This is a genomic window from Enterobacter cloacae complex sp. IR5458 (assembly GCF_049238025.1).
In the GTDB taxonomy this organism is placed as follows: Bacteria; Pseudomonadota; Gammaproteobacteria; order Enterobacterales; family Enterobacteriaceae; genus Enterobacter; species Enterobacter kobei.
Window position 1 is genome coordinate 44376 of sequence record NZ_JBMKIF010000027.1, and the last position, 15205, is coordinate 59580.

Sequence of the window (15205 nt, forward strand, 5' to 3'; positions counted from 1 at the left end):
CTTAAAAGTCGTTGCATTAGATACAGATGAAAAAAAATCCCCTCCGCGTCGTTAAACCCGACGAGGAAGGGATTGATGTCCTTACTGCTTTTGCCTAATGCTAGCCTCTGGAACGTGAAGATTCAAGCTCACTTTTCAAAACATAAATCAATTGTGTTGCCAGACTTTTACGGCTCCTAATTATTCACCATACCGATAAAATTCATTTTTAGAATTGATATTATCTTACCCCCCCCATTTCTTCGCATTAGTTGCGTTTAAAAGTTTGAAGCAAAACTTAATTCATAAATTTAATAAATATACCATTTTAAAACTAGGAATATATTTAGGCTGGGACGATAGCGGTGGAGGAGATGACCTCTATACAATAGCCCCCCCCCCAATGAAATGATATGGATATTTTTATGAATAAGTTATCTAAGCTGGCAATCCTGGCCGTTCTTTCAACCATCGGTACCGCCGCGGCAGCAGAAGATGGCACGATTACTTTTGAAGGTACTATTAGCGACGCAACCTGTACTATTACCGGCGGTGACGCACAGGGCGAATCTGAAAGCCCAGACTTTACCGTTCATTTACCTTCTATTAGTACAACCGCGCTTGCAACGGATGGACAGCGCGCGGGCGATACCCCATTCCACATTACGTTAAGCGGCGCAAACTGCACCAATGGCAAAGTTGCCAGCGTATTCTTCGAACTGGCGCAAAGCACCAATATCGATGCCACCACCGGTAACCTGAAAAATACCGTGGCTAAAGCGTCAGGCGGAGCGGAGAAAGTTCAGGTTGGTTTACTGGATTCTTCAAAAGCAAAACTGAACCTGAATACTGCAAACGATAGCGCTAAAACCGTTACGGTTGCCGGTAATACGGCTCGCTTTGATTACTGGGCACAATATGTGGCGACGGGTGGTGCATCTACTGCCGGTCAAGTCTCAACCGACGTTGTGTACTCCATTAAATATCAGTAATCGCGCGCACCGCGGGTTTATCCGCTAAAAGTATCACCTAAAGGATTAGGCCAGATGTTAAAAAAACTTGTTATATCTTCTGTATTCATGATGACGCTGGCCTTTTCCTTTGCGGCCAGTGCAACGATTCAAATTATGACGACCCGCGTGGCATTCAACGCCGGGGAGAAAGAACAAACGATTCGTATTAATAACGTCAGCAAAGCGCCTGAACTGGTTCAGGTGTGGCTTTCCAGCACCGATAAGAGTGACGGCATCGCCAAAGAAGATTTGCCTTTCTTTATCACCCCACCGGCGGCCAGAATTAACGGCCAAAAGGGGAAAGTTTTCCGCATATTCCAGACGGAAGGCGCCGCCGCGAAATATCCAAAAGATCGTGAAACGGTTCTGTGGCTCAATGTCCTGGATATTCCGCCTGAAATGGCGGAAGACGTAGATAAAAATCAGCTAAAGATGGCGTTCAGAACGCTGATTAAATTTTTCTATCGCCCGGTTGGTCTGAAAGGTAATCCGATGAAAGCGGCGGATGAATTAACCTGGCAATTGAAAAAAGCAGCCAACGGTTATGACGTCGTTGGAACAAATAATTCGCCTTTCCATGTAAGCATGACAAATGTCTGGCTCAGAGATGCTCAGGGTAAAGATGTCATGATTGATGGCGAGATGATCGCGCCATATAGCACGCTGGTATATCACTTCCCGCAGGTTAACGCCGTGCAGGGGAAAGGGACATTCCAATACAATTATATTACCGATCTGGGTGCCTATATTAAGCGCACGTATAACTTCTGATTAGTAATCATATTGACCAGGACGGTGATATGTCGATGTTTTACAAGAAAACTAACATTTTGCGGGTGATTAGTGGCTTTGTCATTTCGGTGACCATTGCGCCACTCGCAGTATATGCCAGTGATACCAGTAAGCCGATGACATTTTCTCGTGGGTTTATGAAGTATTACGATAGCGGAATCGATCTGACACAATTTGACGGCGTTGAAAAAATACTGCCGGGGAAATATACGCTTGAGGTTTACAGCAACCTCAAGCCGGTTAATACCTGGACCGTTACCTTTGTGGCTGCAAATAATGAGCAGGGATTCAACGCCTGCATGACGCCCGAAATGGTCGTCCGCTTTGACGTCGACACATCAAAACTTCCCCCCGACTGGAAGCAGAATACCTGCATTATTCTCCCTGAGCTGATTAAAGGCGCGACGGTTAATTATAATGCGGTAGAAGAACAGCTGGATGTCACGATTCCTCAGGCAGTGCTGCTGAATACGCCTGCGGGTTACGTAAGCCCGGAGCTATGGGATAACGGCGTACCGGCGCTGATGTCCTCCTATACCCTTAGCGCCACCAGTTCACGTTATCGCCCCGCTCAGGACAACGCGACCTATCTCTACAGCAATTTGCACAACACCCTCGCACTGGGGGCATGGCGTTTTACGACCTACGACAGCCTGAGCTCCGGCAGCGACACTGAAAATACCGGCGTACAGCATATCCAGGCCTATGCAGAGCGGGCGATTGCGCCGCTGCAATCGCAGATTGTGCTGGGCGATCTGAACACCACCGGTGATTTTTTTGACACTACCGCCCTGCGTGGCGTTCGTCTCGCCACGGACGATCGCATGCTTCCCGACTCGGTACGCAACTATGCCCCGGTGGTGCGCGGCATCGCCAACAGCAACGCCACGGTGACCATCAAGCAGGCTGGCAACACCCTGTATGAAAAAGTGGTGCCGCCTGGGGAGTTCGCCATCAGCGATCTCTATGCGACAGGCTATAACGGCGATCTTGAGGTCACCGTTAAAGAGACAAACGGCAAAGAGTCCTACTTCGTGGTCCCCTACTCAAGCGTGCCGCAGCTGCTGCGCGAAGGTTACTCCCGCTACTCTGTGGCTGCGGGTGAAATCCGCGATACCTGGCTGAAAGAGGATCCGAAAGCGGTTGAGGGCACGTTTCAGTACGGCTTATTCAATAACTTTACCGGCTACGTTGGCGGACAGAGCGCGTTCGAAGGTGATTATGCGGCGCTGATGACCGGTTTTGCGATTAACACCCGTCTGGGCGCATTAGGCGTAGACGTGACGCGCTCTTTCACCCGCTTCGAGGGGCAGCCGGACACCGCAGGCTGCGGCACGTTCTGCAATATGAGCCTGCGCATTAGCCTGGCGAAGACCCTCCCGACAACCGGGACGAACTTCAGCCTGATTGGCTATCGCTACTCCAGCGCGAATTTCTACTCCCTGAGCGACGCGGTCAGCCTGAAGCGCTCGATTGAAGCCGATGAAGAAGACTTTCTCCCGGAACGCTATCGCGAGCGACTGGAAGCCAACATCAACCAGACGCTTCCCGCCGGTTGGGGAAGCTTCTACGTCAGCGGGTTTGTGGGCAACGTCTGGAATAACGAGCAGGGCCGGAATGAAAAGTCGAACTTCGTGCTGGGCTACAACAACCAGTTTGGCATCACGACCTGGGGGATCTCCCTTGGCCGCACCAATAACGACGATGGCGACCACGAAGATACGCTCTACCTGAACGTGAGCATGCCGCTTGGCCACCACTACGAGAAGCAGGCTCGCCTGGGGGCCAACTTTAGCTATAACAGCGAAGAAGCCAACTTCCGTACCTCGCTGAACGGCTCCGCCGGGGAACGCTCACAGTTTGGCTTTGGCGGCTATTTCAGCCAGTCCAACACGCCGGAAACTAACTTCGGCATGAACCTCTCCTACACGGGCGAGAGCGCCTCGGGCGGGATGACCTACAGCCAGTCCCGAGACTCCTTTATGGGAGGGGTCAACCTGAACGGCGGCGTGGTGGTGCATGAAGGTGGCATCAACTTTGTGCCGACCCTCGCAGACACCATTGGCATCGTGGAAGCAAAAGGCGCAGAAGGCTCTCGCATCTACCCGGATTCCCAGGCCGTCATCAAAGACAACGGCTACGGCATTGTCGGGTATCTGGTGCCTTACAAGTACAACGAGGTGTACGCCGACCCGAAAGGCACCGCGTATACCGTCGAGGTCGACGACACCCGCCGAACCATCGTGCCAACCTCCGGCGCGGCAGTGCTGATCAAAATGGACACCCAGGCCAATCGCCAGAGCTTTGTGCGCTTTATGCTGCCTTCCGGCGAAGTGATCCCATTTGGTGCGTCGGTACTGGACGAATCGCACAACGCGATCGGCATGGTCGGGCAAAACGGCGTGGCGATGGTGGCGCTTAAGGAAGGCCAAAACGTCTTTACCCTCCAGTGGAAGAAAAATAAAAAGCCCGCGCAGTGCGGTGCGCGTTATGTGAAGCAAGGCACTGAGGACCGACCAACCGAGGAAGAAGCGTTTAAGGCTATTGAAATTACCTGCATCAATAACGGGGCAACACCATGAAACGGATTTTTACGGCTGCGCTGATTCTTTTATCCACGGCGTTTATCTCTTTAACGTGCAACAACGCCTATGCGGCGTTGTGCACCCTCACGTCCCCGTTGGCGACGCTGAATATCATGGACGACATCACGCTTAACGTCATAAAGCAGCGTGAAGTCGGCAAGGTTTTATGGAGCAAAACCTATCAGGTGCCGGACGTCAGCTACACCTGCGACGCGTCCACCCAATCTTCATGGCATTCAAGCTATTCGCGAAGCTATATCCGGTCGCAGATTGATCATGTCTATAACACCGAAATCCCGGGGATAGGCATTCGCATGCGGTGGCCCACGCAGACCGAATCTTCATGGCTGCCGGGTAACTCGGGTTCGCCGACCACGTGCTCCACCGGTTGTGGGGTGAAAAACAGTACGGTTCTGGTGGAAATGGTCCAGACCGGTTCGATGCCTGAAGGGGAATACTTTATTCCAGCGGGTAAGGTGGCCGAAGCAATGGTGATCCCGTCCGCCGATGAAAGCGAAAAACTGCCGATTATGGCCATCAACTTTGGTGTTGCCATTAAGGTGGTTACCGCCTCGTGCTCCATTTCCCCCTCAGCGACGAACGTCGATTTAGGCACCTATAACATCGCCGATTTTCAAAACGACGATACTTTTCAGGGCGTTAAAAAAGACTTCAGTATCACCGTGGGCTGCCCTTCTACGGAACAAATTGGCATCACCTTCAACTCCTTAATTAACACCCCTTTAGGCGCGTTGACCGGTGTGATCGGCGTTGAAAGCGGCGATGGCTATGCAAGCAATTTTAGTATTCGCCTTTTTGAGAAGAACTCAACCGCGATCACGCTGGGTAAGGAGAAGGTCTATACCGCCTCCACGCTCACCAAAAACTATCAGGCACAAATCTATGTTGGCGGCGGGGTCGATCGTAAGACGGCCCTCACCCCCGGCAAAGTTGTCGGCGCCGTTCAATACACCGTTGTCATTAAATAACGCTCAGGGAGAGAGTGATGTGTTGTCATTTTAAAATCAAAAACGTCCTGTTTTTACTGCCTTTATTACAGGTGGCCCATGCCGCCATACTGCCCTCAGTTCAGAACAAGCAGGAACTTGACCGCCTGGAGCGGCAGAGTAACCAGTATCTGATTGAAGAGGCGAAAAGAACGGAAGCGTTGCTGCAACAGCAGCGCGCAATTCGCGGCGAAGACGCGGAGACCGGCCTGCCGGCAAATTCATCGTGGAAGTTCAACGTAACCCGGATCGAGATCCTCGACGATCATCTGTTCGACGGATCGCCGCAGCGCGAGGAGATCGTCCAGCGTTATCTGGGTAAGGATCTGGGTAAATCTGACATTTTCACCTTAGTGAAAGAGTTAACGGATTTTTATATTTCCCGTGGCTATGCCACCACTCTTATCAGCATCGACCCCGGCAACATCAAGAGCGGTACGCTTAAGCTTCGCGTGCTGTGGGGAAAGATTAACGATTTTAAGGTGAACGGCCAGACACCGGGCCTGCGTGATAGCACGCGTCTTTTTACCGCCTACCCGTTTGCCAAAGACAAGATCCTCAATATGCAGGATGTCGACCAGATGGTTGAGAACCTGATGCGGGTCTCGGAGAGGGATAATATTAGCGTTGAACCCTCAATCATTAATGGCTATTCCGATCTTAACCTGATTCATCAGCCCTCATTTCCGATTGACGCGGCGGCGGGGTTAAATAACTCCGGGAGCAAATCAGAAGGCTGGCAGCAATATTACGGCAGCCTGACGGCAAAAAATATTGCCGGATTAAACGACATTTTTAATGCGTATTACTCCTGGAACGATCTGAAAAATAATAATGATAAACAGGACTCCTGGTCATTTAGCTACAGCGTGCCGCTGGGCTATTGGGGGTTTGATACCAGCTATTACAAATCCGAATACGAAAAAGGCATCGACGGCGGCTTCGGCATTTACGATTCCGATGGCACGTCAGAGCGTGCATCCCTGCGTATCAGCCGCATGCTGATGCGTGGCGCGACGGGCAAAACCAGCGCCTGGATGAAAGTCGAACGCCGGGATAACTACAACGGCATCGAAAACGCGCGCATTGACGTTAGCTCAAAAACCTACACCTCGCTGGCGTCGGGCCTGACCTACGTTGGCGCCATGGGCGGTGGCTGGTTCTATGGCGATCTGAGCGTCACCGCGGCGGTGCCGTGGTTTGGTTCAGCCCGCGACGGCGACAAAGACCTTGAGGGTTTCGACGTCGATTATCTGAAATACAACGGCATTGCCTCCTGGACGCGCCCGCTCGCTAAGTTTGGCCGACTCGGCATGACCTACGAGCTGAACAGCGGTTTTCAGTACACGCCGGATGTGCTGGTGAGTGATGCCAAAGTGACTATCGGCGATGAATACACCGTTCGTGGTTTCAAAGACGATAACGTGATGAGCGACAGCGGCGCGTGGATTGCCAATAGCCTGCAGTTTCCTTTCGATATTGGACTGGCCGGTATTTACCAGCTGACGCCCTATATTGGCTACGACGTTGGCTTCACAAAAGATAATTGCCCGAAAGGCGTCAATGTCTGCGACAGCCAATTCATGATGGGCGCATCAGTGGGCGTTAAAGCCACTGGCAGCCATTTCTCTTCCTACGTTATGGCAGGGTGGCCCGTTAAAAAACCAGACTCAATGGAAGAAGAAACCGTCGATAATACGGTGGTTTATTACAAAACGGAAATTAACTTCTAACAAAGGGAAGAATAATGAAAAACAAAAACACACGCAGCGGAAAAATAACCACGCGCAATTTGCATAAGCGGCTCTGCCCATTATATCTGTCTTTGGCCGGCATTTTCTCGGCCCCCGTCGATGCGGCAACCACGCCTGATAATCGTCAGTCGAAAGGCCCTACCATGGGCCAGGCGGCCAACGGCACGCCCGTGGTGAATATTGCCGATCCTAATGCGAAAGGCATCTCCATGAATAAATTCAACGAATTTAACGTTGAAAAACAGGGGATGATCTTTAACAACAGCATGCAGGACGGCGTAACGAAAATTGGCGGCTATGCGGTAAAAAATGCCCAACTGCAGCACGAAGCCAGCGCCATTATCAGCGAAGTAACGGGTGCGAAAGCGTCCTACATTAACGGCACGATGGAAGTTTTCGGTAAAAAGGCCGACATCATCATTGCCAACGAAAACGGCATTAGCGTGAACGGCGCAACCACCATCAATGCCAACAGCCTGACCCTCAGCACCGGTAAAGTGCAGGCAAATAACGACGGTTCCTATAAGCTGGCGGTCGAAAAAGGGGCGGTATCCGTCACCGGTCAGGGCATTAATACCGACGGGCTGGGCTACTTTGACATCGTTAGCCGCAGCGCGCAGCTGGAAGGCGAAATTGCCGGTAAAGCAGACATCAAAGTGCTGGCGGGCCAGAACGACTACGACCTTGCGACCCGTAGCCACACCGTGCGTAACAAAGGCGACGGACGGGGTCCGGCCGTGGCTATCGACGGTAGCGCGCTTGGCTCCATGTACGGCGGAAAGATCCAGCTAATCAGCACCGAATCCGGGGCGGGCGTCCGTCATGCCGGCGGCATTATCGCCAGCAGCGATCTCGAGATCAGCGCGGATGGCGACATTACGCTCGCCAGCCTGTCGAGCGAGAAAAATATGTCGCTCTCCGGCAAGAATATCACCCTGAACAAATCCACTTCCGGCGTTCAGGCAAAAAACGACATTATCATGAACGCCCTGGCGGGCATCACGCTGAATTACGACGTGATCGCCTCAACCGGCAAAATCCGCATTGATGCCAGCTCGCTGGTGCAAAACGCCGCCTCGCTGGTAACCAACAACACCACCACCACCGTTCCGGCGATTCAGATTAACGTCGCGGGCCAGTATACCCTGAACGGCAAACTGCAGGCGCTGGACGCCAACGGCAAGGTCATTGCAGACGGCGTCGTGACGCTGAAAAACGGCGATTTCGTTGTGAAGGTCAACGGCGTTGAAGTGCCGTTTGCCTCGCTGATCTCGGATACCCAGGTGATCAGCCACAGCGGTGACGTACAGATTACCGCAGGCAGCATGAATAACGGCGGCGGCAGCGTCCTGGCGAAAAAAGGCACCCTGCAGTTCACCCTGAAAGAGGCCTTTGTGAACAGCGGCTCCGTCAGCGCGACGGGGGACCTGACGATTGCGTCCGGCTCACTGAAGAACGACGGCGTGCTGTACGCATCCAATAACCAGACGCTCCGCGTCGGGAACCTGGACAACAACGGCCGCATCTTCGCGGAAAAACGGCTGGTGATGAACGCCAGCGCGCTGAACAACCGTGGAAACATCGGTGCGACCACTGACGCACTGCAGGTCACCACGACCGGCAACTTGACCAACAGCGGCACCCTCGTGGGTGATGCGGCAGCCGTCAGCCTGAACGTGGGCGGCGACGTCGACAACAGCGGTAACATCATCAGCAACGAAAAAGATGTCACCCTCACTGCCAGCGGTAAATCCATCAAGAACCAGGGCAAAATCGAGGGGAAAAACGTTACCCTGACCGCGTCCAACGCCGACGCGACGCTTGAAAACAGCGGCACGCTGAACGCCAGACAAAAAGCGCAGGTGAAAGCGGCGAAGCTGAATAACAACGGCGGAACCCTGAGCGCAGCGGGCGATGTTGCGCTGAACGTCAGTAAGCAATTAAATAACACCCACGGCGGCGAGATCCTGGCGGGAGAAAACCTTACGCTGGACGGCGCGCAGACGACTGCACTGACCAACGACAATAGCCGGATCCAGGGGAAAAACGTCACCCTGACCAACATGTCCACTCTCACCAACACGGGCGACGCCGTTCTGCTCGCGAGTGGGGCGATGGATCTGTCCGGCACAACAACGCTGACCAACTCGGCCTCCGGCATTCAGGCGACGTCCATCCTGCTGGACCACATCGGTACGCTGAATAACATCAGCGATGCCACCCTCTACAGTAGCGGCAATCTCACTCTGTCCAACATCGGTACCCTCACCAACGATGCGTCTCAGGTGGTTGCAGACGGTGCGCTGGCGATGCTGAACATCACAAACGTATCCAACACCAACAGCGCCGCGATGGTCGGTAGCGGCAGCGTAACAATCAGCAATGTGGATACGCTCAACAACAGCAACAGTGCGGTGATCCAGTCTGAGCATGCCCTCAGCATGAACAACGTGGGTACGCTGAACAACAGCACTGACGCGGCGCTCCTCGCCTCGGGCAACATGACCCTGGACGGTGTGAATACGCTGAACAATGCCTCGGTGATCCTCAGCGATGGCAGCATTACGATGCAGAACGGCGACACGCTGCACAATAACGGCGTCGTGCAGGCGGGCACCGATCTGATTATCCGCAATATCCGAAGCCTGATGAACGACGGGAGCGACCATGTGCTCATGGCCCTGCGGAACCTGACGATCGAGGATGTGGATTCCCTGACCAACTCCAGCCAGGCGGTGATCACGGCCAGCATGAACACGGTGCTGAACGCCGTTGGCGTACTGACTAACCTCTCCGGTGGGGTGATTCAGGCCGTTGATGGGGCGTTAACCGTCGCGGCAAATTCGCTCCTCAACAGCGGCAGTGAAAATGGTTCGAATTCGACTCTGGTGGCGGGCGGCGATGTGATCGTGACGTCAGAGAATGTGACCAACGAGAGTGGCGCGGCCATTGTCTCGACGGATAACAACCTGACGCTGAACGTGAAGAACACCCTTAACAACAGCGATGAAGCCGTGCTCGCAGGGGCAAAAACGACCTCGCTGAATGTTCAGACAGGCAACATCAAAAACACCACTGAAGCAGTCATTGCGGGCACGAATATTGCTGTTGCGACCAAAAACCTGCAAAACGATGCCAACGCCTCCATCACCGCCGACCGGGATCTGCAGCTGACTCTCGCCAGCCTGAACAACACGGCCGGTATTCTTGAGGCCGGACGCGATCTCACGCTTAGCGTCGACAACAGCCTGACCCTCGACGCCAATAACCAGAATATCTACGCCGGACGCACGATGGCGCTCACCACGCACGGCGACTTTACCAATAGCACCCAGATGGAAGCGATTGGCGATTTGACCGTGAATGCAGACGGTAATTTCACCAACGCCGTCTCTATCGTGACCGGAGGCGATCTCAACGTCACCGCGGGCAATATCACTAACAATGCCGGTAGCCTGCTGTGGACGATGGGCGATATGAGTCTGGAAGCCCGTAACGGTACTTTCTTCAACGGCGTGTCGGGTAACGTGCTCAGCATGGGCGATATGTCGATTATCGCGAAGGAGATCCATAACCAGGCCGGGATCATTCGCGCAGAGAAGGACGTGAATTTAGACGCGGAATCCATCAGAAACGAAAGTAGCTATACCGGCGACGAAATCTCCATGACGGGTTATCAGAACGCCAGTGCGGTATATAGCACCGTAGAGCATCTCGCGACGAAATCTAACACCATGATTAACTTCTCAATGCCGGTTGTGACCTCGGGATTGAGACTGGATCATCAGGCCGAGATCAGCGCGGGCGGCAACATTAATATCAACCAGCGCAATATCTACGACAGAAAACAGATTACAAACAAAGGTGGCCTGATTCAGGCAGCGAAAGATATTACGGTTACCGGTGATATCTACAACTCACCGGAATACGGTGAAATGTCCATTTATGATTATCTGCAGCTGCCGTTAGAGATGCAGGGCGGGCTCACCTATCAGTGGCATTTAGGTGCCTATCATACGTCAACGTGGAACTTTGATACCCTTTACCAGTTCCTCGACTTCGAGTTTGGCAATGGCGCAGCGGCCGGTAAGACAGGCAGTGATGACCCTGAAAAAGCGCTCTGGTACAACGCCGTCGTGATGACCGGCAACGAGTCCACGCTTTTCAACAAAATGATGTCCGACATCTTCGGTGAAACCTGGCAAACCACCGACTACGGTACAATGTGCGGTATCTGGGCGAGCGTAACAGCCTCCAATAATGAGGCATTAAAAAACAATAAAACCTACTTCGTTCCTTCTGAAAAAGGCGAGATCACTGCGGGCGGTAACTTTACGCATAACGGCGGCACGCTGGATAACGGTATTGCGGACGCTGGGGTGATTAACAGCCACAGCGACGTAAGCGATATCGACGTGGGTGAATACACCGTGGATACGGTCATTGCCGGTTACGATGTCCAGGTGAATACCAAAAAAATTGACGAGCTGGCGATGGGCATTAGCCCGATGCCAACCATCAAGGATATGGTCTCCATTCCGGGCATGTTTGAAGTCTCAACCGACTTTAAGAAAACCGCCGAAGCGGAAAAAAATGGCACGGCGTATCCGGGGCCAGCCAACAATATCGTTCCGATCTTTGAAACGCGTCCGTCTATGATCGATCAGAGCGCTTACACAGGATCGGATTACTTCTTCGAGCAGGTGGGCTATGACCCGCAGAAGCCGGTTAACGTTATTGGTGATAACTACTTCACCTCAGAATTGATCCGCCGTGAGATCAACAGCTCGGTGGGCAGTTTCTTTTCGATCCGTGATGGTCTGGAAGGCGACGCGCTGGTGCAGGCCCTGATGGACAATGCAGGCGTGGCCGCACAGGACAGCGAGCTGGGGCTGGTTGTCGGTCAATCCCTGACCGAGGAGCAGCGCAACGGACTGGACGCCGATATCGTCTGGTTCGTCAATCAGACGGTGAACGGCGTGGACGTGATGGTCCCGGTCGTGTACCTGTGCCCTGAAACGCTTCGTCAGATGGAGAGCGGAGACGTTAACGGCGGCACCGCGACCGTTCATGCCGGTGGCGATATGAACGTCGACGCGAACAGCATCAATAACGCCAACGGTACAATCTCATCCAAAGGCGACATGACGCTGGTCTCTGATGGGGATATCAACAACGTTAGCAACGGCATGAGCGCGGGTATCTCTGCGGGCGGCGACATCAATATGTCCAGCACCAGCGGCAATATCAATAACAACGGCGCGGCGATTAACGCTGAGGGCGACGTGAACATGTCCGCAGCTCAGGGTGACATCACCATGACGGCCAGCGTAGGGCGCGATGAGAGCGGCAAGCAGGTGATCCACGCCTTTGAGGACGGCGTTACCGCAGGCGGCAGCATTAACATGGAGGCTAAATCTATCACCTCCAACGCGTCGGATATTACGGCGGGTCAGGATGTAAGCATGAAGGCCACCGACGGCGACGTCACCTTCAATGACCTGCATGAAATTGACGCCACGCGTATCATTGATAACGACGTCAGAAGCGCGCTCAACTACACGATGTCTGATACCTCAACCACCACGGGCAAAGCCATTGGTGCGAATGTTTCCGCTGGCGGCAACATGAGTATCGAGGCCAAAAACGACGTAGTGATGGAAGGGGGGACCTACAACGCCCAGACCGGCAGCATCACCGCTGAAAATGACGTGACGATCAAAACGTCCCAGGACGTTGCTCACGAAGAACAGCACAGCTCGTCACGCGAGTTTGTCATCAGCGCGGGCGTCAGCGGCGGCGGCCAGTCGGTTAACACCAGCTACGGCACCATGGACGGCGGCAGCACCGAAACGACCTCCGGCGACTATGTCAGCGCAGGATCAGAATCCGACACCTCCGCTATCGGCAAGAAGCCTGGCCGTGCGCCGGTCAATGATACGGCTGGCTTCACGTTTGGCATGAGCACCTCCAGTGACTCGTCCGTCACCGACAGCAAAAAGAACACCAATGCCGCAATCAACTTTGGCCAGTCCGGGACGATTGAAGCCGGTAAGACCGCTGACATCGGCGGGGCGGATCTCAGCGCGGGCAATGCCCTGACCATCAACGCCGAGGACGTCGCGACCACGAAATATGAAGATGAGATGAAAAACACCTCATCCCATAAAGCGACGTCGTTTGGTATCACGGGTGAAGCCCACAGCACCCTTGTAGATACCTTTGATAAAGCCGGTAACCTGATTGAAAAAGGCACCGAAGGCCAGACTGCCAACGCCGGAACAACGGCTGCGGAAGTGCTGGGCGAGGCCTCTAACCTGCTGCTTAACGATCTGGCTGGCGGTTCCGTTACCATTGGCGGCAGTTCGTCTAAATCGCACTCAACCTCCACCTCCACGGCGGAAAACATTAACCACATCAGCGCCAATAACGTTTCGATCAACACCAAAAAAGACACCACGTTGAACGGAACAGACATTAGCGGCCAGAACGTTGAAATTAACGCAGGCGGCGATGTGAACATGAATGCAGCGAAATCCACGTCCAGCTACAGCAACACCACCGAGGAGCACTCGGCGGGCATCTCGGCTGGCGTGGGCGTGGATCTCTCCGGCGTGAGTGGCGGCGCGTCTGTCGACTACAGCGGCAGCAAAGAGACCGGAACAGGCAACAGCACCAGCTACACCAACAGCACCATTACGGCAGGCGACGTCAAAATTAAGTCCGGCGGCGACATGACCATGAGCGGTGCCAACATTGATGCCAATACCGCAGACGTGGATGTTGCAGGGGATATGACCGTGAACTCCCTTCAGGATACGGTTCACACGGACAACGAGCGTGCCAACTGGGGTGCATCCGTCGGTGTAGCCGTGTCGACGAAAGGCGTGATGCCTACCGGAGCCGTTAACGGCGGCGGCGGCTCAGAGGCTTATGACTCGGCAACCACCGCGAAACAGTCCGGCATTCACACCACGGGGGACGTGCAGGTGAAAACCGGGGGCGACCTCAACATGGCGGGGGCCAATATCGTCTCTGATAATGGCACCGGTAACGTCAACGTTGCTGGCAATATCAACGCCAAAGACCTGCAAGATACCGTTGAGCAGGACGGCCTGTACGGCGGTGGCGGCGTAGGTATCGGTGGTTTGCCGGGTAAAAAAGGCGGCATTCCATCGGCTAACATCTACGTGGATACGGTCGATGAGATCCACCGTAACGAAACGCAGAAATCCACCATTTCCGTGGGTGACACCACCAGCAAAGGTACGACTGGCGAGATCAACACCAACAAGGATGAGATGTCCGTTGTCACCCGTGACGAAAAAGAAGCGGGTAACAATATCTCCTATACCCTTGCGGATCCTGGTATCGGTAAGAAGAAAAAAGGCAGTTACGACGTCGATACGCCGAGCGACCACCGCAATGGCGGCGGCTCGTCGAAGCATTCAGGCGATGGCACGAAGAAGAAAGAGGATACGCCAGCGAAACCTGCGCACAGCGAAGCGGTGCCTGCCGTTACGCCGTCGAAAGCGGACAATCTTAAGCCTGCGCCAAAACCGGCTGACAGCACGACGAAGACGGATACCACCCCGTCTGGAACCGCGCACAGCGACGAGGTGCCTGCCGTTAAGCCGTCGAAAGCGGACGATCTGAAGCCTGCGCCGAAACCGGCTGACAGCACGACGAAGACGGATACCACCCCGTCTGAAACCGCGCACAGCGAAGCGGTGCCTGCCGTTACGCCGTCGAAAGCGGATGACCTGAAGCCTGCACCGAAACCGGCTGACAGCACGACGAAGACGGATACCACCCCGTCTGAAACCGCGCACAGCGAAGCGGTGCCTGCCGTTACGCCGTCGAAAGCGGACGATCTGAAGCCTGCGCCGAAACCGGCTGACAGCACAACGCCGAAGAAAAAATGGGACGTTCCAAATACGAATTACCCAACGCTTTCTCCGGGTTCTGCAACCGGTAAAACCGGCAAAGATATGCCGAAAACGCCTGAGCACAGAAAGTGGAACGGCGACATGACCAACGGCGTGGCGCCGTCGAGCAACCCGAAAGGCACCGAC

The 15205-nt window shown here is 54.0% G+C and carries 6 protein-coding genes; all 6 read left to right on the forward strand.

The window, feature by feature from the left end:
• Positions 1–404 precede the first annotated feature (404 nt).
• A complete protein-coding gene (locus tag ACOTYN_RS19720; RefSeq protein ID WP_228371844.1) occupies positions 405–971 on the forward strand; it encodes a fimbrial protein in 567 nt (188 codons plus the stop codon).
• A gap of 54 nt (positions 972–1025) precedes the next feature.
• The gene (locus tag ACOTYN_RS19725) at positions 1026–1763 is read left to right on the forward strand and encodes a fimbrial biogenesis chaperone (RefSeq protein ID WP_014885177.1); all 738 of its coding nucleotides are present in this window, start codon (positions 1026–1028) and stop codon (positions 1761–1763) included.
• A gap of 29 nt (positions 1764–1792) precedes the next feature.
• The gene (locus ACOTYN_RS19730) at positions 1793–4366 is read left to right on the forward strand and encodes a fimbria/pilus outer membrane usher protein (RefSeq protein WP_071922905.1); all 2574 of its coding nucleotides are present in this window, start codon (positions 1793–1795) and stop codon (positions 4364–4366) included.
• Entirely contained in the window at positions 4363–5358 is a 996-nt protein-coding gene (locus ACOTYN_RS19735; protein WP_071922904.1) for a fimbrial protein, read from the forward strand. Before ACOTYN_RS19730 ends, ACOTYN_RS19735 begins: the two co-directional genes overlap by 4 nt.
• Before the next feature lie 17 nt (positions 5359–5375).
• Positions 5376–7109: a ShlB/FhaC/HecB family hemolysin secretion/activation protein gene (locus ACOTYN_RS19740; RefSeq protein WP_071922903.1), complete on the forward strand. Its 1734-nt coding sequence runs from the start codon at positions 5376–5378 to the stop codon at positions 7107–7109.
• Between the two features lie 14 nt (positions 7110–7123).
• A partial coding sequence (locus ACOTYN_RS19745; protein ID WP_421634771.1) for a hemagglutinin repeat-containing protein occupies positions 7124–15205 on the forward strand: 8082 nt, incomplete at its 3' end.

Bases quoted from the DNA above. Each gene is read 5' to 3' on its own strand.
- ACOTYN_RS19720 (WP_228371844.1), top strand. From the start codon at position 405: ATGAATAAGTTATCTAAGCTGGCAATCCTGGCCGTTCTTTCAACCATC.
- ACOTYN_RS19725 (WP_014885177.1), top strand. From the start codon at position 1,026: ATGTTAAAAAAACTTGTTATATCTTCTGTATTCATGATGACGCTGGCC.
- ACOTYN_RS19730 (WP_071922905.1), top strand. From the start codon at position 1,793: ATGTCGATGTTTTACAAGAAAACTAACATTTTGCGGGTGATTAGTGGC.
- ACOTYN_RS19735 (WP_071922904.1), top strand. From the start codon at position 4,363: ATGAAACGGATTTTTACGGCTGCGCTGATTCTTTTATCCACGGCGTTT.
- ACOTYN_RS19740 (WP_071922903.1), top strand. From the start codon at position 5,376: ATGTGTTGTCATTTTAAAATCAAAAACGTCCTGTTTTTACTGCCTTTA.